Source organism: Glycomyces sp. NPDC050141 (assembly GCF_055586545.1).
In genome coordinates this window covers 15,762-36,065 of sequence record NZ_JBVJHZ010000006.1, presented here as the reverse complement: position 1 = coordinate 36,065, position 20,304 = coordinate 15,762, and the positions used below count along the sequence as shown (strand labels likewise).

The 20,304-nt window shown below is 71.3% G+C and carries 23 protein-coding genes; 13 read left to right on the top strand and 10 right to left on the bottom strand.

Annotated elements, in window-relative coordinates:
• Positions 1-9: 9 nt before the first annotated feature.
• Positions 10-1,356, top strand: a complete 1,347-nt coding sequence (locus ACZ60M_RS05510; protein WP_465415005.1) for an MFS transporter — start codon at positions 10-12, stop codon at positions 1,354-1,356.
• Here ACZ60M_RS05510 and ACZ60M_RS05505 read toward each other — a convergent pair.
• From ACZ60M_RS05505 to ACZ60M_RS05485, 5 genes are all read right to left on the bottom strand, one after another.
• Positions 1,322-2,515, bottom strand: a complete 1,194-nt coding sequence (locus ACZ60M_RS05505) for an ABC transporter ATP-binding protein (protein WP_465415240.1) — start codon at positions 2,513-2,515, stop codon at positions 1,322-1,324. The genes ACZ60M_RS05510 and ACZ60M_RS05505 overlap by 35 nt on opposite strands.
• A 71-nt stretch (positions 2,516-2,586) precedes the next feature.
• Positions 2,587-3,408 carry an ABC transporter permease gene (locus tag ACZ60M_RS05500; RefSeq protein WP_465415003.1) on the bottom strand — a complete coding sequence of 274 codons (822 nt, stop codon included), beginning with the start codon at positions 3,406-3,408 and terminating at the stop codon, positions 2,587-2,589.
• Positions 3,405-4,154 carry a molybdate ABC transporter substrate-binding protein gene (gene modA, locus ACZ60M_RS05495; protein WP_465415002.1) on the bottom strand — a complete coding sequence of 250 codons (750 nt, stop codon included), beginning with the start codon at positions 4,152-4,154 and terminating at the stop codon, positions 3,405-3,407. The genes ACZ60M_RS05500 and modA overlap by 4 nt, the downstream gene beginning before the upstream one ends.
• Before the next feature lie 22 nt (positions 4,155-4,176).
• Complete coding sequence (locus tag ACZ60M_RS05490) at positions 4,177-4,572, bottom strand: TOBE domain-containing protein (RefSeq protein WP_465415000.1); 396 nt, start codon at positions 4,570-4,572, stop codon at positions 4,177-4,179.
• A gap of 91 nt (positions 4,573-4,663) precedes the next feature.
• The gene (locus ACZ60M_RS05485) at positions 4,664-5,005 is read right to left on the bottom strand and encodes a metallopeptidase family protein (RefSeq protein ID WP_465415238.1); all 342 of its coding nucleotides are present in this window, start codon (positions 5,003-5,005) and stop codon (positions 4,664-4,666) included.
• A gap of 65 nt (positions 5,006-5,070) precedes the next feature.
• Here ACZ60M_RS05485 and serS point away from each other — a divergent pair, with 65 nt between their 5' ends.
• Complete coding sequence (gene serS, locus ACZ60M_RS05480; RefSeq protein WP_465414998.1) at positions 5,071-6,330, top strand: serine--tRNA ligase; 1,260 nt, start codon at positions 5,071-5,073, stop codon at positions 6,328-6,330.
• Between the two features lie 221 nt (positions 6,331-6,551).
• On the opposite strand, the gene ACZ60M_RS05475 is transcribed toward serS, so the two are convergent.
• A complete protein-coding gene (locus tag ACZ60M_RS05475) occupies positions 6,552-6,917 on the bottom strand; it encodes a DUF488 domain-containing protein (RefSeq protein ID WP_465414996.1) in 366 nt (121 codons plus the stop codon).
• A 130-nt stretch (positions 6,918-7,047) separates the two neighbouring features.
• Between ACZ60M_RS05475 and ACZ60M_RS05470 the strand changes: the two genes are divergently transcribed.
• The 3 genes from ACZ60M_RS05470 to ACZ60M_RS05460 all read left to right on the top strand — a co-directional run bounded on the left by ACZ60M_RS05470 (position 7,048) and on the right by ACZ60M_RS05460 (position 10,267).
• Positions 7,048-7,914: an HAD family hydrolase gene (locus ACZ60M_RS05470; protein WP_465414994.1), complete on the top strand. Its 867-nt coding sequence runs from the start codon at positions 7,048-7,050 to the stop codon at positions 7,912-7,914.
• Between the two features lie 88 nt (positions 7,915-8,002).
• Positions 8,003-8,830: an HAD family hydrolase gene (locus ACZ60M_RS05465; protein ID WP_465414992.1), complete on the top strand. Its 828-nt coding sequence runs from the start codon at positions 8,003-8,005 to the stop codon at positions 8,828-8,830.
• 207 nt (positions 8,831-9,037) lie between these two features.
• A complete protein-coding gene (locus tag ACZ60M_RS05460) occupies positions 9,038-10,267 on the top strand; it encodes a cytochrome P450 (RefSeq protein WP_465414990.1) in 1,230 nt (409 codons plus the stop codon).
• Between the two features lie 83 nt (positions 10,268-10,350).
• On the opposite strand, the gene ACZ60M_RS05455 is transcribed toward ACZ60M_RS05460, so the two are convergent.
• Positions 10,351-11,994, bottom strand: a complete 1,644-nt coding sequence (locus ACZ60M_RS05455; RefSeq protein WP_465414989.1) for an ABC-F family ATP-binding cassette domain-containing protein — start codon at positions 11,992-11,994, stop codon at positions 10,351-10,353.
• Between the two features lie 85 nt (positions 11,995-12,079).
• Here ACZ60M_RS05455 and ACZ60M_RS05450 point away from each other — a divergent pair, with 85 nt between their 5' ends.
• Complete coding sequence (locus ACZ60M_RS05450; protein ID WP_465414987.1) at positions 12,080-12,235, top strand: hypothetical protein; 156 nt, start codon at positions 12,080-12,082, stop codon at positions 12,233-12,235.
• On the opposite strand, the gene ACZ60M_RS05445 is transcribed toward ACZ60M_RS05450, so the two are convergent.
• Entirely contained in the window at positions 12,172-13,119 is a 948-nt protein-coding gene (locus ACZ60M_RS05445) for an AraC family transcriptional regulator (protein WP_465414985.1), read from the bottom strand. The two genes, ACZ60M_RS05450 and ACZ60M_RS05445, sit on opposite strands and share 64 nt — an antisense overlap.
• Positions 13,120-13,236: 117 nt before the next feature.
• Here ACZ60M_RS05445 and ACZ60M_RS05440 point away from each other — a divergent pair, with 117 nt between their 5' ends.
• From ACZ60M_RS05440 to ACZ60M_RS05430, 3 genes are all read left to right on the top strand, one after another.
• Positions 13,237-13,848, top strand: a complete 612-nt coding sequence (locus tag ACZ60M_RS05440) for an NAD(P)H oxidoreductase (RefSeq protein ID WP_465414983.1) — start codon at positions 13,237-13,239, stop codon at positions 13,846-13,848.
• An 88-nt stretch (positions 13,849-13,936) separates the two neighbouring features.
• Entirely contained in the window at positions 13,937-15,154 is a 1,218-nt protein-coding gene (locus tag ACZ60M_RS05435) for a cytochrome P450 (protein WP_465414981.1), read from the top strand.
• Positions 15,155-15,168: 14 nt separating this feature from the next.
• A complete protein-coding gene (locus ACZ60M_RS05430) occupies positions 15,169-15,360 on the top strand; it encodes a ferredoxin (RefSeq protein WP_465414979.1) in 192 nt (63 codons plus the stop codon).
• A gap of 47 nt (positions 15,361-15,407) precedes the next feature.
• Here ACZ60M_RS05430 and ACZ60M_RS05425 read toward each other — a convergent pair whose 3' ends face one another.
• A complete protein-coding gene (locus tag ACZ60M_RS05425; RefSeq protein ID WP_465414977.1) occupies positions 15,408-16,052 on the bottom strand; it encodes an NAD(P)H oxidoreductase in 645 nt (214 codons plus the stop codon).
• A gap of 105 nt (positions 16,053-16,157) precedes the next feature.
• Between ACZ60M_RS05425 and ACZ60M_RS05420 the strand changes: the two genes are divergently transcribed.
• Positions 16,158-17,081 carry an AraC family transcriptional regulator gene (locus tag ACZ60M_RS05420; RefSeq protein ID WP_465414975.1) on the top strand — a complete coding sequence of 308 codons (924 nt, stop codon included), beginning with the start codon at positions 16,158-16,160 and terminating at the stop codon, positions 17,079-17,081.
• A gap of 9 nt (positions 17,082-17,090) precedes the next feature.
• On the opposite strand, the gene ACZ60M_RS05415 is transcribed toward ACZ60M_RS05420, so the two are convergent.
• Entirely contained in the window at positions 17,091-18,020 is a 930-nt protein-coding gene (locus tag ACZ60M_RS05415; protein WP_465414973.1) for an SAM-dependent methyltransferase, read from the bottom strand.
• A 127-nt stretch (positions 18,021-18,147) separates the two neighbouring features.
• Between ACZ60M_RS05415 and ACZ60M_RS05410 the strand changes: the two genes are divergently transcribed.
• The 3 genes from ACZ60M_RS05410 to panD are packed head-to-tail and all read left to right on the top strand — an operon-like array spanning position 18,148 to position 20,293.
• Entirely contained in the window at positions 18,148-19,050 is a 903-nt protein-coding gene (locus ACZ60M_RS05410; RefSeq protein WP_465414971.1) for a Rossmann-like and DUF2520 domain-containing protein, read from the top strand.
• Positions 19,047-19,874, top strand: a complete 828-nt coding sequence (gene panC / locus ACZ60M_RS05405) for a pantoate--beta-alanine ligase (protein WP_465414969.1) — start codon at positions 19,047-19,049, stop codon at positions 19,872-19,874. Before ACZ60M_RS05410 ends, panC begins: the two co-directional genes overlap by 4 nt.
• Positions 19,871-20,293, top strand: a complete 423-nt coding sequence (gene panD / locus ACZ60M_RS05400) for an aspartate 1-decarboxylase (RefSeq protein ID WP_465414967.1) — start codon at positions 19,871-19,873, stop codon at positions 20,291-20,293. The genes panC and panD overlap by 4 nt, the downstream gene beginning before the upstream one ends.
• Positions 20,294-20,304: the final 11 nt, after the last annotated feature.

Below are 20,304 nucleotides of genomic sequence, written 5' to 3'. Positions count from 1 at the left end.
TTTCGAAGTATGTCTTTCACATCCTTCCTCGACGGGACCCGCTGGTCCGACGTCTACACCGCCGCGACCTGCGCGTTCCTGGCCGGAACCGCCATGTTCACGGCCGACTTCGCCCTCACCCTCCGCCTCCAGTCCGAAGGGTTCGGCGGCATCGCCATCGCCGCGCTCATCATCTGCGCGACCCTGCCCCTGGTCCTCCTCGCGCCGCTCACCGGGCGTATGGCCGACCGCTTCGACAGCCGCGCGCTCATGGCCGTCTCCGGCCTCGTCCAGACCGCCGCGATCATCGCGATGGCCTTCACCGACAGCCTGTACGGGCTGTTCGCGCTCGTGATCGTCAACGCTGCCGGGACGGCGGTGCTGCAGCCGGTCGTGAGCGCGCTCGTCCCCGCGATGGCCCGCCGGGAGGACCTGCCGCACGCGGTCGCGCTCGTCCAGACCGGCACGCTGGTCGGCCTCGCGGCCGGGCCCGCCGCCGCCGGGTTCCTCATCGGCGCGAGCGGCGTCGGCGCGGCGCTCGCGCTCGCGGCCGGGTGCGCGGTGGCGCGCGTGCTGCTGTGCTGCGACATCCGCACGCGGCGCGGCGGCGTGCGTCGCGATCTGAACGCGCACAAGGCGACCAGTGGTACCGGGTGGCGGCTGGGCAATGACCGGCTGCTGACGGCGATGGTGCTGGGGCTGAGCGCGGTGATCGCGGCGATGTGCGCGGTGAACGTGCTCAGCGTGTTCCTGGTGCGCGAGGTCTACGGCGCGACCGAGTCGATGTACGGGCTCATCAAGGCCTGCTGGACGCTCGGGATGGTCGGCGGCGCGTGGATCGCGGCAGCGGTGATCCGGCGGCTCGACCGGGACGTGCAGCTCGCGTGGCTGCTCATGGCGTGCCTCGCCGGGGTCGGGCTCGTGTGCTTCGGGCAGGGGATGCCGCTGTTCACGGTGCTGCTCCTGGTGCCGCTCAACCTGATCGGCGGGATCTTCAACGCGGGGGAGAACTCGGCCCTCGGCATCGCGGTGGCCCGCCGGGTCCCCGAGGCGTTCCGGGGCCGCGCGAACGCGGCCGTCGGCGGCCGGGTGAACGCGGCGCAGCTCGTCGGGTTCCTGCTCGGCGGGGCGCTCTCGGTCGTGATGGACGTGCAGGCCGCCTTCGCGGCGGTCGGGATCGTGTCCATCGCGATCGTCCTGGTCTGCCTGCCGGTGATCAACCGCGTGGCCCGCGACGAAGCGGGACTCCCTTCGGGCGGCGGCAGCGCGGTCGGCCCGCGAACGGCCCCCGCCCCGCGCGGGGCGCTGGAAAGCGCGGCCGCGTTAACGCTGGCGCTGCTCGTCAGGCGGGGTAGGTACGGATCTCGGAGGCCTTGACTGTGGCCCAGACCTCGCGGCCCGGCTCGAGCCGGAGCTGGGCGGCGGCCGCCGGGGTCACGTCGGCGGCGGCCTTGAGCGGCCCGTCGAGCTGGACGCGGAGGTTGTCGCCGTGGCGGTGGACCCCCGAGACCGTTGCGCGCCAAGTGTTCCGCGGACTCCCGTCCGGACGCGACGGGTACAGCGCGACCGCGCTCGGCGCGAACGCGGCGAACGCCGGGCCGTCGAGCGGATCGGAGGCGACCAACGTCATGGCCGAGGTATCAGCGGCTGACCCAGCGGTTGCAGTATCCGTTGGGGTTGTGTCACGGGTACTGCTATCGAGGCGGACCTGGCGGCCCTCCGCCTTCCCCCGGTACAGGTTGAGGCCGACCAGGCGCGCGATGTAGTCCGTGCGCGGGCGGGCGGTGACCGACTCGGCGTCGCCCTCCTGGACCGCGCGGCCGTCCTCGACCACGACCAGCCGGTCGGCGAGCATGAGCGCGTCCACCGGGTCGTGCGTCACCACGACCGCCGGACCCGCATGGCCCGCCAGATGCCGGTGCAGCTCCGCCCGGGTGTCGAGCCGGGTGCGGGCGTCGAGTGCCGCCAGCGGCTCGTCGAGCAGCAGCAGCGCCGGATCGGTCGCGAGCGCCCGCGCCAGCGCCACCCGCTGCGCCTGCCCGCCCGAGAGCTGCCTCGGCCGCCGCTTCCCGAACTCGCCCAAGCCGACCCGGCCGAGCCAGTCCGCCGCGAGCGTGCGCGCCTCGGCCCGCCCCAGGCCCCTGCGCCTGGGCCCGAACGCGACGTTGTCGACCGCCGTCAGGTGCGGGAACAGCAGGTAGTCCTGGAACACCACCCCGATCCGCCGCGCCTCAGGCGCCACCCACCGGCCACCGCGGCTCTGTTCGACGCCGTCCGGAGGGGAGTGTCGTACCCGTATGTCAGGGTTATTGTTCGGGGGCCCATCGATTTGCGACTCGCTTCGCGCTGCCCGCGAACCGGTCGCCCGCGTGCCCGGCCGGTCCAGGGTCTCGCCGTTCAGCGCGATATGGCCGTCCGAGAGCTCCTCGAGCCCGGCCAGGGCCCGCAGCGCCGTGGTCTTCCCCGCGCCGTTGGGGCCCAGCAGGGCCACGGTCTCACCGGGCGCGACCCGCAGCCGCAGGTCGAGCCGGAACATCCCCTGCGCCGACCCGCGCTCGGCCGCGCCCCGCTCCACCACGAGGTGCGCGTCTAGGCCTTCGTGATCGTTCACGGGGCTGCCGTCCAGCGGTCGCGCAGCGACGCCAGCACGATCACCGACACCGCCAGCAGGATCAGGCTGAGCACGATCGCGGCCTCCAGATCCGATTGCAACGCAAGGTAGACCGCGAGCGGCATCGTCTGCGTGCGCCCCGGGAAGTTCCCCGCGAACGTGATCGTCGCCCCGAACTCGCCGAGCGCCCGCGCCCAGCACAGCACCGCCCCGGCGAGCACGCCCGGGGCGACCATCGGCAGCGTCACGTGCGTGAACACCGTCCACCGGCCCGCCCCGAGGGTCGCCGCGGCCTCCTCGAACCGGACGTCGGCCCCGCGCAGCGCGCCCTCGACCGAGACCACCAGGAACGGCATCGACACGAACGTCATCGCCAGCACGACCGCCGTGGTGGAGAACGGGATCGTCACGTCGAACCGCTCGTACAGCCACGACCCGATGATGCCGCTGCGGCCGAACACGAGCAGCAGCGCGACGCCGCCGACCACCGGCGGCAGCACCAGCGGGACGGTCACCAGCGCCCGCAGGACGCTCCGCCCCGGGAACTCGCCGCGCGCCAGCAGCCACGCGATGGGGACGCCGAACACGAGCGAGAGCACGGTCGCGAGAGTCGCAGTGAGCAGCGAGAGCCGAAGGGCCGCAAGCATCTCCGGTTCGGCGAGGCGGGCGGGCAGCTCGGCCCAGGGGGCGCGTGCGAGCAGGCCCGCGAGGGGCAGGATGAGGAACGCCAGGCCGATCACGGCCGGTGCCAGGAGCGCGGCCGGGACGCGGCGGCGCCGACGGCTTCGCTTGGCGGGCATGGCGTTCCTTAGCGTCATGGGCGCTGGAATCCCGCGGCTTCGAGCACCGCTTGGGCGTCGTCGGCGAGGACGAACGCGGCGAACTCGGCGGCCAGGTCCGGGTTCGGGGCGTCGGCGAGCGCGGCGATCGGGTACGTGTTCACGGCCGCGGCGGACTCGGGGAACTCGACGGCGTCGACCTCGTCATCGGCGGCGATCGCGTCGGTGCGGTACACGAGCGCGGCGTCGACCTCGCCGAGTGTGAGCTTCTGCAGCGTCGACTTCACGTCGGCCTCGTACGTGACGGGCGTGAACCCGGTGTCGCCGAGCGCGGTCTGCGCCGCGGCCCCGCACGGCACTTCCTCGGCGCAGGCGGCGAAGTCGAGCCCGGCGAGGTCCGCAAGGCCCGTGATGCCGCCCGGGTTGCCCTCGGGGACGGCGATGACGAGCTGGTTGAGGGCGAAAGCGGCAGGCGAGTCGGCGGCCCCGGCCTCCACCACTTTGTCCATGTTGGACTGATCGGCGGAGGCGAAGACGTCCGCTGGAGCGCCCTCGGTGATCTGCGCGGCCAGGTCGGAGGACCCGGCGAAGTTGAACTCGACCTGGACCCCGTCGTGCCCGGCCTCGAACCGGTCGCCGATCTCGGTGAACGCCTCGGTGAGCGACGCGGCCGCGAACACGGTCACCGTGCCGCCCCCGGCCTCGGCCTCCCCGTCCGCACCGCACGCGGCGAGCGAGACGAGGCTGAAGACTGCGGTCGCGGCGAGGGCTGCCTTGGCGCGCATGGAACTCCTTCGAGAGAGGGGGCTAGCGGTCCGCGCGTTCGACGACCACGTTCGTGGACTTCACCACCGCGGTCCCCAGCGATCCGACTTCGAGCCCGAGCTCGTCCACGGCCTCGCGGCTCATGAGCGAGACGACCCGGAACGGCCCGACCTGCAGGTCGACCTGCGCCATCACCTGGTCCTTGGTGATCGCGGTGACGATGCCGCGCAACCGGTTCCGCGCCGAGGAGGTCCCGGCCCCCGCGTCGGGCGCGCTGGCCCGCTCGCGCGCGAACGCGGCCAGGTCGGCGCCCGAGACCGACCGGTGCCCCTGGTCGTCGCGGGACGCGGCGAGGCGCCCGGAGTCGATCCAGCGCCGGACCGTGTCGGCGGAGACCCCGAGCAGCTCGGCGGCCTCCCCGATGCGAAACGTCGTCACGGCCTCAGCTTAACCTCGCGGATACGAGGACTCAAAGCCGATACGACTCGTATTTACGAGACCGTTACAGGGAAACGGCCGCAGATGCGGGTCAGCCCCAGCCGAGCTCGTGGAGGCGGTCCTCCTCGATCCCGAAATGGTGGGCGATCTCGTGCACCACGGTCACCGCGACCTCGTCGACCACTTCCTCCGGCGACGCGCACATCCGCAGGGTCGGACCCCGGTAGATCGTGATCGTGTCCGGCAGGACCCCGCCGTACTCCCAGCCCCGGTCCGTCAGCGCCGTCCCCTGGTAGAGCCCCAGCAGGTCCTTCTCGGGCCCGTCGGGCTCGGCCTCCACCAGGATCACCACGTTGTCGAGCATCGCCATCAGCTCCTGCGGGACCGCGTCCAGCGCGTCCGACACCGCCGCCTCGAATTCCGCCTCGCCCATATCGACCGCCACACGCCCACAATATGCGCTCGGGGCCGCGGTGAGCTGGCCGGTAATCTGGTCACGTGATTGATCTGCGTGCACTGCGAGACAACCCGGACGCCTACCGCGACAGCCAGCGCAAGAGGGGTGCCTCCGTCGAGGCCGTCGACTCCCTGCTCTCCGCCGACCGCGACCACCGCAGTGCCCTCCAGTCCTTCGAGACGCTCCGCGCCGAGCAGAAGGGCCTGGGCAAGCGGATCGCCGGCGCCGCCGCCGACGAGAAGCAGGCGCTGCTCGACCGCACCAAGACCCTCTCGGAGGAGGTCAAGGCCGCCGAGCTGACCGTGACCGCGACCGCCGCCGCGTTCGACGCGGCCGGGAAGTCGATCCCCAACCTGGTCGCCGAGGGCGCCCCGGCCGGGGGCGAGGACGACTACGTCGTGCTCCGCGAGGTCGGCGAGAAGAAGGCGTTCGAGGACCCGAAGGACCACCTGGAGATCGGCACGGCCCTCGGCCTGCTCGACACCGAGCGCGGCGCGAAGACCTCCGGCGCGCGCTTCTACTACCTCACGGGCGACGGCGCGCTGCTGCAGCTCGCGATGCTCAACCTCGCGATCATGCAGGCCGTCGAGACCGGGTTCACGCCGATGATCCCGCCGGTGCTCGTGCGGCCGGAGGCCATGGAGGGCACCGGTTTCCTCGGCGAGCACGCCGACGAGATCTACTACCTCGAACGGGACGAGATGTACCTCGTCGGTACGTCGGAGGTGCCGCTCGCGGCCTACCACTCGGGCGAGAACCTGGGCGAATTGACCGCGCCGCGCCGGTACGCGGGCTGGTCGTCGTGCTTCCGGCGCGAGGCCGGGTCGTACGGCAAGGACACCAAGGGCATCATCCGGGTCCACCAGTTCGACAAGGTCGAGATGTTCTCGTTCTGCAAGCCCGAGGACGCCGAGGCCGAGCACGAGAAGCTCTTGTCCTATGAGGAGCGGATGCTGCAGAAGATGGAGCTGCCGTACCGGGTCATCGACGTCGCCGCGGGCGACCTCGGCACCTCGGCTTCGCGCAAGTTCGACTGCGAGGCGTGGGTGCCCACGCAGGGGCGGTACCGCGAGCTCACGTCGACCTCGAACTGCACGACGTTCCAGGCGCGGCGCCTGAATGTGAAGTACCGCGACGAGCAGGGCAAGAACGCAGTGGCCGCGACCTTGAACGGGACGCTCGCGACCACGCGCTGGCTCGTGGCGATCCTCGAGAACCACCAGCAGCCGGACGGCTCGGTGGCGGTGCCGAAGGCACTGCAGCCGTTCCTCGGCAAGGAAGTGCTCGAGCCGAAGAAGTAGGCGAGAAACGTGAGCGGCCCGCCGACCGGAAGGTCGGCGGGCCGCGTTGTTTCGGGCGTTTCCGGTTGATTCGGCGACCCGACCAACCTCTGGGCCCCCGGTCTAAACCCTGGCATGAGGGTCCGACAAACTTGCCAAACGGGCGTTTCCGGTTGTTTTGGCGTACCGACGAATTTGCGGGCCCCCGGTCTAAACCCTGACACGGGGGTACGACAGTGCGCTTACTCGGCGAGTTGCTCTTCGAGCCAGGCTTTGAGGACGAGAGCGTGGTTCACCTCTGTGTCCTTGGCGGCGTAGAGGAGGGTCACCGGGCCCGATCGGGCCGCCTCGAGGAGGGGTTCGGCGCGGTCGGGGTGGCCGTCGAGCTCGCCCCGGTAGCGGCCGGTGAACTCCTCGAAGCGGTCGGCCATGTGGCCGAACCAGATCCGCAGGTTCGGCGACGGCGCTGCGTCCTGCGCCCAGGTGACCCCGTCGAGGTCCTCTTTGCTGACGCCGCGCGGCCAGAGCCGGTCCACCAGGAAGACGGCCCCGGCCCGCTGCGGGTCCTGCCGGTAGTCGTAGACGCGTTCGATCATGATCTCGCCCATAGTCGAACCGTATGCCGCAAGCCGCCCCGATGGGTGGGTTTGGTGTGATTGCAGCTTGTCATGAGCGCGGCGGCGTGAGTTCAAACGCTCGGTACCCCGGTGTTCACCCGGCCGGGGTTACGGTTGACGCGTGCCAGACTCCCCTACAACCGCCCCCGCCGCCCCGGCCGAGCCCCGCCAGACGCCCCCGAAGCTCGTCGCCGTGGACCTCGACGGCACGGTCGTCGACTACCACGACCAGCAGGCCACCAAGCCCAGCCGCGCGGTGATCGACGCCCTCCAGGCCGTCCGCGACGCGGGTGTGCCCGTCGCCGTCGTCACCGGCCGCGCCATCTGGGGCGCCGTGCACACCGCCGACGACCTGGGGCTCGACGAGGGCTTCGCGTCCGCCTCGCACGGCGCCGGGGAGTACGACCTGGGCGCCCGCGCGATCTCGCACCAGAACACCGTCGACGCCGCCACCGCGGTCGAGGCGTTCCTCGCCTCCGACCCGAACGTCGAGTTCGCGGTCGAATGGGACCTGGACGGCTGGCGGCACACCAAGGGCTTCCGCCGCGACTTCCCCGCCCGCTGGGCCGGGGAGATCACCATCGACGAGCTCGTCTCGCGCCCCGCCCCGCGCCTGGTCGCCCGCGTCGACTCCAACAACCGCTACGGCGGGGCCGAGCGCTGCCCGCAGGCGATGCGCCTCGCCGCCGGAGCCTCCCTCGACGCGAAGGACTACCACGTCGAGGTCGGCTACAACGGCTGGGTCGACATCGGACCGCCCGGCATCAGCAAGGCCACCGGGATCGCCCGGATCGCGGCCCACTACGGCGTATCATCGGCCGACACCGTCGTCTTCGGCGACGCCCACAACGACCTCACGATGTTCGCGTGGGCGGGCTGGGCCGTGGCGATGGGCCAGGCGGTCCCCGAAGTGCGGGCCGCCGCAGACGAAGTCGCCCCCTCCGTGTGGGAGGACGGCGTGGCGAAGGTGCTGGCGCGGTGGTTCTGATGCCGCCGAGCCCAAGCGGGCCAATGGTTCCGAACTGACCGATGTGGCAGTGTTAGACCCGATCGCAGCGAGACCCCGAGGAGGACACATGATCCAACTGGACCGGGCACCCCGGCTCGTGGCGACGGACCTGGACGGCACCGTCGTCCGCTCCGACGAGACCGTCTCACCCCGCACCATGGCCGCGCTCAAGCGCCTGGCCGCCGCGGGCGTCATCCTGGTCGGCGCGACCGGGCGCGGGCCGCGCCTGCTCGACATGTGCCGCAACGACGTCCCCTCCGCCGACTTCCTGGTCCTCGGCCAGGGCGCGTTCGTCTACGAGTGCCGCTACGACGACACGGTCGTCGAGCTCGCCGACCGCTCCGTCGAAGGCGAAGTGCTCCACCAGGCCCTGCGCCTGATCGAGGCCGAGGTCGGGCCCGTGCGCGCCCTCGCCGAACCCGCCGACCCCGCGCGGCACATCACCGGTGACGCCATGCCCGACTGGCCCTGGCCCGGCGTCACCCTCGAGACCGCGCCGCGCGACGTCGCCTTCACCGGCCCGATGGTCAAGGGCTACTTCGTGTCCGACCAGTTCACCGGCCCCGAGCTGCTGGTCGCCGCGAAGGACGTCATCGACCCCGCGCTCGTCACCGTCACCGAGTCCGGCGTCGGGATGCTCGAGGTCTGCCCGGTCGGCGTCACCAAGGCCGCCGGCATCCAGGTCGTGCTCGACAAGTTCGGCATCGGCTGGTCCGACGTGCTCGTCTTCGGCGACGCCACCAACGACCTCAGCATGATGGAGGCCGCCGGGCACTCCGTCGCGATGCCCAACGGCCACCCGTGGGTCCAGGCCGCCGCCACCGAGATCGCCCCCGCGGGCAACAACGACGACGGCGTCGCCCAGTACATCGAGGCACTCCTCGAACTCCTGTAGGCCGCAGCCACAAGGGAACGCACGAGCGGTGTCGGGTTCCTGACAGGAACACCAGGGGCTGTTGCGCGCCAGTGCGTTCGGCCCTAAGCTCCGATGTGGTGGGGACCACGAGATCGTGGTCGGCTGCGGCGCACGCACCGAAAAGCCCTGTGCCGCAATCGACTCCGGCTTCGGCGACCGTGCTGCCGCACTCCCAGGAGTTCCCGCATGTCTGTTGAAGACACCGCCATCGAAGACGCCGCCGCTGAAGCGCTGCCCCACGGCATGCCCTACCGGCGCGAGACCCGCTACGACCCGCCCGCAGGCCTCATGGACCTGCAGTCGAAGCCGCTGCGGCCCATCAGGTACTACCCCGACGAGCTCGAAGGCTGGCTCGTCACCGGGCACGCCGAGGCCCGCAAGGTCCTCGCCGACCCGCGCTTCTCCACCGCCGAGAGGTTCACGCACTCGCCCACCGACCTGCCGCACGTGTTCGTCTCGATCTCCGAGCAGGTCCCGCCCGGGTTCTTCCTGTTCTTCGACCCGCCCGAGCACACCCGCCTGCGCCGCAAGGTGACCGGCGTGTTCACCGTCAAGCGCATGAAGGACCTCGAGCCGCGTATCAACGCGATCGTCGACGATGCGATCGCGGCCCTGCGCGCGGCCGGGCCCGGCGCCGACCTGGTCAAGGAGTTCGCGCTCCCGGTGCCCTCGCTGGTCATCTGCGAGATGCTCGGCGTCCCCTATGCCGACCGCGACGCCTTCCAGATGAACTCCGCGAACATGCTCGACCTCTCGCTCTCGGTCGAGGACCGCAACAAGGCGATGGCCGAGATCTTCGGGTACCTCATGCAGCTCGTCCCGGCCAAGCGCGCCGAACCCGGCGACGACATGCTCAGCGTCCTCGCCGCCGACGAGGACCTGCACGAGGTCGAGGCGGCGGGCATCGCCCTGATCCTGCTGGTCGCCGGGCACGAGACGACCGCGAACATGCTGGCCCTGGGTACGTTCGCGCTCCTGGAGAACCCCGCCCAGCTCGCGCGCCTGCGCACCGAACCCGACCTCATGCCCGCCGCCGTCGAGGAGCTGCTGCGCTACCTCACGGTGGCGCACAACGGGATCATGCGCATCGCCAAAGAGGACGCCGAGATCGACGGGCAGCTCATCAAAGCCGGGCAGCACGTCACCGTGGTGCTCCAGGCCGCCAACCGCGACCCGCACAAGTACGAGCGGCCCGAAGCGCTCGACGTCGGCCGGGACGCCCAGGGGCACTTGGCCTTCGGGCACGGCGTGCACCAGTGCGTCGGCCAGCAGCTCGCGCGCGTGGAGATGCGCATCGGCTTCGCGAAGCTCATCGAGGCCTTCCCCGAGCTGCGGCTGGCCGTGCCGTCGGAGGAGATCCCGATGCGCAGCGACATGGCCGTCTACGGCGTCCACACGCTGCCCGTCAACTGGTGAACCGGCCCCGCTGAATCCCTGGCGCACAGGGTCATCCGCGCGCGGCCGGGGCACCGTTCCACCAGCGGGGTTCCGGCCGCGCTTTAACGCACGTCCCAGACCGGCTCATCCGACTCGACGACTTCGCCGTCGTTCTGGAAGACCACGAACCGGTCGAAGCCGCGGGTGAACCAGCGGTCGTGCGTCACCGCGAGGACGGTGCCGTCGAAGGCTTTGAGGCCCTGTTCGAGGGCTTCGGCCGAGGCGAGGTCGAGGTTGTCCGTGGGCTCGTCCAGGAGCAGGCAGGTCGCGCCCGAGAGTTCGAGCAGCAGCACCATGAACCGCGCCTGCTGGCCGCCCGAGAGCGTCTTGAAGTCCTGTTCGGACTGTCCAGTGAGCTCGTACCGGTTGAGGGCGCTCATGGCCTTCGAGCGGTCGAGCGAGGGCCGGTCCTCGTCGCCCTCCCACAGGATCTCCCGGAGCGTGCGCCCGTCGAACTCCGGATGCTCGTGCGTCTGCGAGAAGTGCCCCGGGTAGACGCGGGCGCCCAGGCGGGCGGTGCCGTTGTGCCGCACCGGTTCCAGGGTCCGCTTCCCGGCGAGCCCGGCCTCGGGGTCGGAGCCGCCCTGTGCGAGCAGGCGCAAGAAGTGGCTCTTGCCGGTCCCGTTGGCGCCCAGGACCGCGACGCGGTCGCCGTACCAGACCTCCAGGTCGAACGGGAACGTCAGGTCCTCCAGCTCCAGCTGCTCGCAGATCACCGCGCGCTTGCCGGTGCGCCCGCCTTCGAGCTTCACGCGGATGTCCTGCTCGCGCGGCGGCGCGGGGGGCGGCCCGGCGTCCTCGAACTTCTGCAGCCGCGTCTGCGCGGCCCGGTACCGGGAGGCCATGTCGGAGTTGTACGCGGCCTTGTTCTTGTACATGAGCATGAGCTCGCGCAGCTTCTTGTGCTCCTCGTCCCAGCGCCGCCGCAGCTCCTCGAACCGCTCGTGCCGCGAGGCGCGGGCGTCGTGCCAGGTCGCGAACCCGCCGCCGTGCGTCCAGGTCGTGCCGGCTTCGAGGGTCACGATCGAGCTCGCGGCGTTCGCGAGCACTTCGCGGTCGTGCGAGACGAACAGGATCGACTTGTCCGAGTCCCGGATCGCCTGCTCCAGTTCGCGTTTGGCCGGGACGTCGAGGAAGTTGTCGGGCTCGTCGAGTACGAGCACCTCGTCGCGGCCCTGCAGGAGCAGCTGCAGCGCGAACCGCTTCTGCTCCCCGCCCGAGAGGGTCCTGAGGGGACGGTCCTTGACCTCCTCCCAAGGCCTGCCGAGGATCGCGACCGCGACCGTGTCGCAAAGCACATCGAACTCGTAGCCTCCGGCCTCGCCCCAGTCGGCGAGCGCCTGCGCGTACGCGAGCTGGTCCTTCTCCGAGCCCGCCGCGATGCGCTGCTCCGCCTTCGCCAGGCGCTCAGCGACCGTGCGCACCTGCGGCGGCGCCAGGTCGACCGCGAGCCGCCGCAGCGGCCGCTCGCCCTCGCGCATGCCGACGAGCTGGCGCATCACGCCCAGGCCGCCCGAGTGCGCAACCGTGCCGACGTCGGGAGCGAGCATGCCGGTGACGATGTTCAGCAGGGTTGTCTTCCCGGCGCCGTTCGCGCCGATGAGCGCGACTTTCGCGCCTTCGCCAACACGGAATGACACCTCGTCGAACAATGTGGTGCCGTCGCTCAGGCCGTACCGCACGCCGGAGAGGTCTACGTATCCCATGGGCTGATTCTGTGCGGCCAAGGGCACGGCGTCAAAGTCATTTGCGGTGTTGGATTCGGTGGGGTCCACTGCCTACGCTGGACGCATGAACGACACCCCTGACCAGAACGGACCCGGGCGGCAGCGCAGGCGCTTCTGGCACCCGAGCTCGGCGAGCGAATGGGTCGAACTGGCGATCTACGTCTTCTTCGGCCTCATCGCCCTGCTGGCCGGCGTCGGCTGGCTCGTGGCGCGACTCTGACCGGCTTCGGTGCGCTGTGACCGGTAGGCGCGGGGGCTCACGCCCAGGTGGCGTTTGAACGCAGTGGAGAACGCGAACGCATCGCGGTAGCCGACCGCGGCCGCCGCGACAGCTACCGGCACCTCGGGGTCGGCGAGCAGGTCGGCGGCGATCTCCATGCGCCGCTCGGCGACGTACCGCAGCGGCGGCTGCGCCATGACCTCGGTGAAGCGCTTGGCGAAGTGCGCGCGCGAGACGTGCGCGCGGGCGGCCAGCGCCCCGACGGTCCAGGCCCGCTCCGGGTGGCGGTGGATCGCTTCGAGCGCGGGGCCGGTGACGGGGTCGAGCGCGCCGAGGTACCAGCCGGGCGCGGCCGCCTCCTGGCGGTCGAACCAGCAGTTGAGGGTGCACACGAGGCCCCAGTCGAGGATGCGGTCGAGCACGGCCTGCCCGCCGGGGGCCTTGGCGCGGGCGAGTGCGTCGCGCATGGAGTGGAGCCAGAGGACGTCGTCGAGCTCCTCGTCGAGGATGAGCGCTTCGGGGAGCGCGCGCAGGAGCCGCCGGTGCCGCGCCCCCGCGGGCCGGTAGGTCCCTGCGATGAGGACGGTCTCGGCCTGTTCTGACTGCGGCGCTTCGGATATCGGCACGCCAGGGACGGGTCGCTCGAGTGTGGAGTGTTGGTCGACGAGGTCGAACGGGACGCGGGCGATCGCGGTCGACCCGGCGGCGATCCGGCGGGTCTCGCCGCCTGTGAGGACGAGCTCGGCGGTTCCGGCGACGGCGGTGACCATGATGAGCGGGGCGCCGTCCGCGAAGCGGAGCCGCCAGGGGGCCTCCAGTGCCGCCTGGTGCACCGAGGCGCCTTCGGCGCGGATGTCGGCGAGCATGTCGCTGAGCGGGTCCATGCCGCAACGGTAGACGATCGCGAAGGTCTTCCCGTTTCTCGGCCATGTGCCGTCCACGGGATCGGGGTTTCACTGGAGGGGCGCCGCCGCTGCGGCGGCGCACTGGAGGAGACCCTTATGGACATTCAGCGCACCACTCTCGTCGTCTTCGCCCATCACCGGGCCGACTCGCTGACGGCGGCCGTCGCCCGGCGCGCGGCCGGGCGGCTCGAAGCCGCCGGGTACCGCGTCGACCTGCTCGACCTGCACGGCGAGGGGTTCGATCCGCGCAACCGGGTCGAGGACGAGCCCGACTACGGGAACCGCGACAAGCGGTACTCGCCCGAGGTGCACGCGCACGCCGAGCGGCTGCTCGCGGCCGACGTGGTCGCGGCGGTGTTCCCGGTGTGGTGGTTCGGCCTGCCCGCCTTGCTGAAGGGCTGGATCGACCGGGTCTGGAACTACGGGCTGACGTACGGGCGGCGGGAGAAGCCCATGTCGGGCAAGCGGATGCTGTGGCTCGGCCTGGCGGGCCTCGCCGAGGACGACCCGAACTCGGACCTGACGCACGCGCTGCTCGACGGGGCGCTGCGGCGCGGGATCGCGGAGTTCTGCGACGTCGCCGACGTGCACACCGAGGCCCTGTTCGACAGTGAGGCGAAGGGCCTCGACGGGGTCGAGCGGGAACGGCATTTCGCGGCGCTGCTCGACCGCGCCGACGACGCGGTGGGGAAACTCCTGGCCGGTTGAGGGGGCTTGCACGATTTGCGTCTATACGTATAGTGTATCTATACGTAGATCGTGCATGGCGCGATCGGACACCATCGAGGAGACCCAGATGTCAGCACCCGACACCGTCCCTTACGGCATCCCGCTTGAGCGCGAGCACCCGTTCGACCCGCCCGCGGCCATGATGGCGCTGCACCGCGGGGCCGAGATGCAGCGGATGAAGTACTACCCGGAGGGCCGCGAAGGCTGGCTCGTCACCGGGCACGCCCTGGGCCGCAAGGCCCTCGCCGACACCCGGTTCAGCTCCCACCTCGCCGCGCCCTTCCAGGTGCCGATCCCCATGCCGGGCATCGAGGCCTACATCGGCTTCGAGGGTGAGGTGCCCCCGGCGCCCGGCATGTTCATCGAGATGGACCCGCCGGACCACACCCGCCTGCGCCGCAAGCTCACCGGCGTCTTCACCGTCAGGCGCATGAAGGAGCTCGAACCGCGCATCGAGGCGTTCGTCGAAGCCCGGCTCGACGCCCTCGCGGCCGGGCCGCGCACGGTCGACCTGGTCCGCGAGTACGCGGTCCCCGTGCCCGCCTTGATGATCTGCGAACTGCTCGGCGTCCCGTACGACCAGCGCGGGCGCTTCGAGGAGGACACGTCGACCCTGTTCGACATGGAGGCCGGGACGAAGAAGGAGGAGGCCGTGGGCCGCCTCGTCGCGTTCATCACCGAGCTCGCGGCCGCGAAGCGCGAGCACCCGACCGACGACATCCTCAGCGACCTGGCCGCCGACCCCGAGCTGGCGCCCGAGGAGGTCGCCGGGATGGGCGTGCTGCTCCTGCTCGCGGGGTTCGAGACGACCTCGCGGATGATCGGCCTGGGCACGATGGCGCTGCTCCAGCACCGCGAGCAGTGGGAGCTGCTGGGCGAGCGGCCCGAGCTCATGCCCGGGGCGGTGGAGGAGCTGCTGCGCTACCTCGGGATCATCCACACCGGACTCATTCGGCAGGCCAAGGAGGACTTCGAGTTCGAGGGCCGCCAGATCAGGGCGGGGGAGTACCTGACGGTCTCGGTGCAGACCGCGAACCGCGACGAGGCGCAGTTCGACGCGCCCGAACGACTGGACGTGACCGGCGATGCCAAGGGACACTTGTCGTTCGGGCACGGTGTGCACCAGTGCCTCGGGCAGCAGCTGGCGCGCATCGAGATGCGCATCGCGTTCTCGCGGCTCATCGCCCGGTTCCCCGGGCTGCGGCTGGCGGTGCCCGCCGAGGAGGTGCCGCTGGTGACGCACCAGAACTTCTACGGTGTCGCCGAACTCCCGGTGACCTGGTAAGGGGGCCAACGCAAATGCGAATCAGGGCCGACCGCGAGGCCTGCGCCAGCGCGGGGATGTGCGCGCTGACCGCGCCCGAGTACTTCGACCAGGACGACGAGGACGGCCGGGTCGTGGTCCTCGCCGAGGAGGCTGAGGACTGCGACGACGAGGTGGCCGACGCGGTCCGGCTATGCCCGGCGGGCGCGCTGCGGCTCGAGGCCTGAGCGACCGGCACCCGCTGTCGCCTTGCAGCACAGCGGGTGCCGGACCTTTACAGGTCGAGGAAGTCTTCGACGTACCGCTCCGCGCGCCGGTCGAGGGCCTCGTAGTGGGCGGTGCGCTGCGCGCCGGTGAGGGCCTCGCCCTTGGTGAGGTTGCCTTCGGCGTCGACGATCTGGGGTTCGCCCTCGGCGTCCGGCAGCACCGCGACGGTCGCGTCCGTGATGCCGGTGTAGAACGAGATGCCTTGGCGCAGCGTGCTGTCGAGGACGCCTTGCAGCATGTCCCAGTACTCGTCGCCTTCGGGCGCCCCGGCGAGGCCGAGCCACAGCATCCGCTTCCCGGCGAGCTTGGGCTTGCTGCGGCCGTAGGCGAAGCCGTAGTTCCAGACGCGGTCGATCCATCCCTTGAGGAGCGCCGGAGGGCTGTTCCAGTAGACGGGGAAGACCGGGACGATCACGTCGGCGGCGAGGATCCGCTCCATATGCGCCTGCGCCTCAGGGGAGTAGGCCTTCTCGCGGTCGTCCCAGTCGGGCTGGTCGGCCACGGTCATGCGCGGGTCGAAGCCCTCGGCGCTGAGGTTGAGCAGGTCGACGGCGTACCCGGCCTCCTTGAGCCGGGCGGCCACCACATCACCGATGTGGACGGTGAGGGAGTCGGAGCGGTGGTGCGAGACGACGACGAGGGCGGTGGCCATGGTTCCTCCAGAGGTTGCGGTGCCTGGAACCAGTACAGCGCCGAAAGCGTGGACGAACGATGGCTGTGACGCTCCGATCCATGCGCGTGCGTCTACGATGACTGCATGGACCCGCTCAGTGAACTCCTCGGAGGCATCCGCGCTGAAGGCGCGATCCTCAGCGACGCGATCCTCAAGTCCCCCTGGGTGGTCCGGTTCGACGACCGGGCCCCGCTGACCATGGTCACGGTGGCGCGCGGCGGCGGCGTCATCCTCCTCGCCGACGGCACGCAGGTCCCGGTCAAGGCCGGCCAGACCGCGGTCGTCAGCGGCGGCGAGCCGTTCCGCATGGCCGACGAGCCCGCGTCCGTCGACCGGCCCCACCTCGACTACTGGCTCACCTGCTTCGACCCCGAGGCCTGCGCCGAGATCGCGCCGCCGAAACCCGTCGACGAGGACGGCGAGGCCACGGCCCTGTTCGTCGGCGCCTACCGCGCCTCCGGCCGCCGCCACGAACGCCTCCTGCGGGCCCTCCCGCCCGTCCTCGTGATCGACGACGACGCCGACATCTGCGTCTGGCTCGACACCTCCGCCGTCGACCTCGCCAGCCGCAAGCCAGGCACGCAGGCGTTCATCGACCGCCTCTTCGACTGGGGCCTCGTCTGCACCCTCCGCACCTGGTTCGACCAGGAGGGCCAGCGCGCCCCGGTCTGGTACCGCGGCTTCGCCGATCCCGTTGCGGGACCGGCGCTCGAAGCGATCCACACCCGGCCCGCGAACCCGTGGACGGTGGCCGACCTCGCGGGCGAGGCGGGCGTCTCGCGCGCGCTGCTCGCCAAGCGCTTCAACGAGATCATGGGCGAGCCGCCCCTCACGTACCTCACCGAATGGCGCATGCAGCTCGCCGAGGAACTCCTCGCCGACCCCGATCTGACTGTCGCCCAAGTGGCGCGCACCGTGGGCTACGCCGACCAGTTCGGGTTCAGCAACGCCTTCAAACGCCGAAAAGGCAAGAGCCCCACCGAGTTCCGGAAGCTCGCACCGGTCTAGCGGCGCTGTCTAGTTCCGGTCGGTTCGGAGCCACCAGTGGGCGCCGAGGCCCTCCGGGTCGATGAGTCGCGCTGCGGCGCTGGCGTTCGCGAGCGCCTGGGCGTAGCCGACCGGGTCCTGGAAGGCCATCGGGAGCGGTGGCGGGGCCGCGTCGAGGCCGAGCCGCAGGAGCGCGTCGCGCTGGGTCTCGCGGTGGTCGCACGCGACGGCGTCGACGGCGACGTGGGCGGTGATGTCGCGGGTCGCGTCGGGGACCGGCGGGATTTCGCGGCCGTCCCTGAAACCGTTCATGGTCCCGGCGACCGGGCGCTGGTTCTTCATGTGGCCGTAGTCGACCGCGAGGGCGGTGCCTCGGGTGAGGCGGGCGGTGAGGTCGCGCCACTTCGCTTCGCGGGGGCCGCCGAGCTCGGCGCGTTCGCCCTCCTCGCGGATCGGCCACCACTCGGCCAGCCAGGCCGCGTCCGCAGCGGTCACCGGGTCGCCCAGGCGCGTCCCGCCCTGCCCGTCGACCTCCTCGTAGCGGACCCGGCCGTCTGCGTCGACCACCGCCACGTCGCACGGCACGTTGTCGAGCAGTTCGCACGCGATCAGCAGGCCCTCCCACGACTCAGGGAGTTCGGCGCCCCACGCGACGCGCTCAGGGAGGTGCGGCGGGCGCGGGCGCAGCTCCACGGCCGTCAAACCGATGCGCTCGTCGAGGAGCCCGGCAAGGCGCTCCAGGAGCTCCCCTCCCCCCGCCCCGACATCGACGACGGTGAAACTCTCGGGGCGTCCGAGGCGCGCGTCGACCTCGTCGACGAGCCGCGCGACCGCCTCCGCGAACACCGGGGTCTGCGCGCTCGTCGCGAAGTGGCGTCCGGGCAGCTCACGCAGGTAGAACCCGCCCGGCCCGTACAGGGTCCGAGCCATCGCCGCGCCCCAGCGCTCGAACCCCGTCATGGCGCCGACCATAGCGCCCGAGTGAGAATTGCCACTCAGAGCCTCCCAGACTGGCGTTAGCAATCCTGCGAAGCACAATTAACGCGTAAGCAATGACCGGTACCTCCTTCAGGACTGGATCAGCACCATGGATCAGCAGCGCAGCGCAGCCCCGCAGCGGCCCGCCTCACGGCTCGCCGTCGGGGTCGTCTCCGCAGGCAGGGTCGGCTCCGTCGTCGGAGCGGCCCTCACCCGCGCCGGCCACCGGGTCGTCGCCGCTTCCGCCGTATCCGACGCCTCCCTCGCCCGCGCCGCCCGCCACCTCCCCGGCGCCGAGATCCTCCCCGCGCCCGACGTGGTCGCCGCGTCCGAACTCGTGCTCATCGCCGTCCCCGACGACGCCATCGCCCCGCTCGTGGCCTCCCTGCCCGTGCGGCCGGGCCAGATCTGGGTCCACACCTCCGGCGCGCTCGGCGCCGACGTGCTGCGGCCCGCCCGCGACGCCGGGGCGCTCACTGTCGCGCTGGCGCCCGCGATGACCTTCACCGGCCGCGACGAGGACCTGGAGCGCCTCGCTGGCATCTCGTGGGCGATCACCGGCGAGGCCGAGGCCCGGTTCGTGGGCGAAGCGCTCGTCCTGGAGATGGGCGGCGACCCCGAGCACGTCGACGAGGCCGACCGCGCCCGCTACCACGCCGCGCTCGTCTACGCCGCCAACCACTTGATGACCCTCGTGAACGACGCGACCGAGCAGCTGCGCGCCATCGGCGTCGCCAACCCGCAGCACCTGCTCTCGCCGCTCGTGTCCGCCTCGCTGGACAATGCGCTGCGCCACGGCGACGCCGGGCTCACCGGCCCGGTCTCGCGCGGCGACGCCGGGACCGTGGCGCGTCACCTCGATGCTTTGGCGGGCACTGGGATCGAGGACGTGTACCGCACGATGGCCCGCCGCACCACCGAGCGCGCCCTCGCTTCCGGCCGGTTGAAGAGCGCCGATGCCGAAGGGCTGCTTGAAGTCCTGTCGAACCCGGAGAAGGAGGAGACGCCGTGACCGTGGTCGTTCACACCAAGGCTGATCTGGCGAAGGCCCGCGCGGCCCTGCCCGGCCGTGTCGCCGTCGTCCCCACCATGGGTGCGCTGCACGACGGCCACCGGGCGCTCATCAAGCGCGCCAACGAGATCGCCGGTTCGGTGATCGTCACGATCTTCGTGAACCCGCTGCAGTTCAGGCCGAACGAGGACCTCGACAAGTACCCGCGCACGCTCGACACCGACCTCCAGATGTGTGAGGCCGAAGGCGTCGACCTCGTGTTCGCGCCCAGCGTCAACGAGATGTACCCGGACGGCCGCGACGGCCTCACCACTGTCCACGCCGGACCGGACGGCGAGATCCTCGAGGGCGCATCGCGACCCGGGTTCTTCACCGGCGTGCTCACCGTCGTCTCGAAGCTGTTCCACCTGACGCGGCCCGACGCGGCCTGCTTCGGGGAGAAGGACTTCCAGCAGCTCGCGATGGTCCGGCGCATGGTCCGCGACCTCGACATGGGCATCGACGTCGTCGCCGTCCCCACGGACCGTGAAGCCGACGGCCTCGCCCGCTCGAGCCGCAACGTGTTCCTCTCCGAGGCCGAACGCGCTGCCGCCCTTGCCCTCCCGCGCGCCATCACGGCCGCGCAGGACTCGCCCGACCCGCTCGCCGCGGCACAGCAGACCCTGGCCGCCGAGCCCGGCTTGGACGTCGACTACGTCGTCGTCCGCGCCAACGACCTCGGCGAGGCCCCCGCACAGGGGCCCGCGAGGCTGCTCATCGCCGCTAAGGCGGGCACGACCCGCCTGATCGACAACGCCCCCGTAGTAATTGGAGACGCCCGATGATCCGGACCATGTTCAAGTCCAAGATCCACCGCGCCACCGTCACCCAGGCCGACCTCCACTACGTCGGTTCCGTGACCGTGGACGCGGACCTGCTCGACGCCGCCGACATCCTCGACGGCGAGATGGTCGCCATCGTCGACATCACCAACGGCGCCCGCCTGGAGACCTACACGATCGCCGGGGAGCGCGGCTCGGGCGTCATCGGCATCAACGGCGCCGCCGCCCGCCTCGTCCAACCCGGCGATCTTGTGATCCTCATCTCCTACGCGCAGATGGAGGACGCCGAAGCGCGCGCGTTCGAACCCACCGTGGTCCACGTGAACGAGCGCAACGAGATCATCGAGGTCAACGCGGACAAGGCGCACCCCGCGCCCGGCACCGCGGGCAACCCTGTGGCGTCGCCACTAGCCGCGCGGTAAGTTCTGTTCGC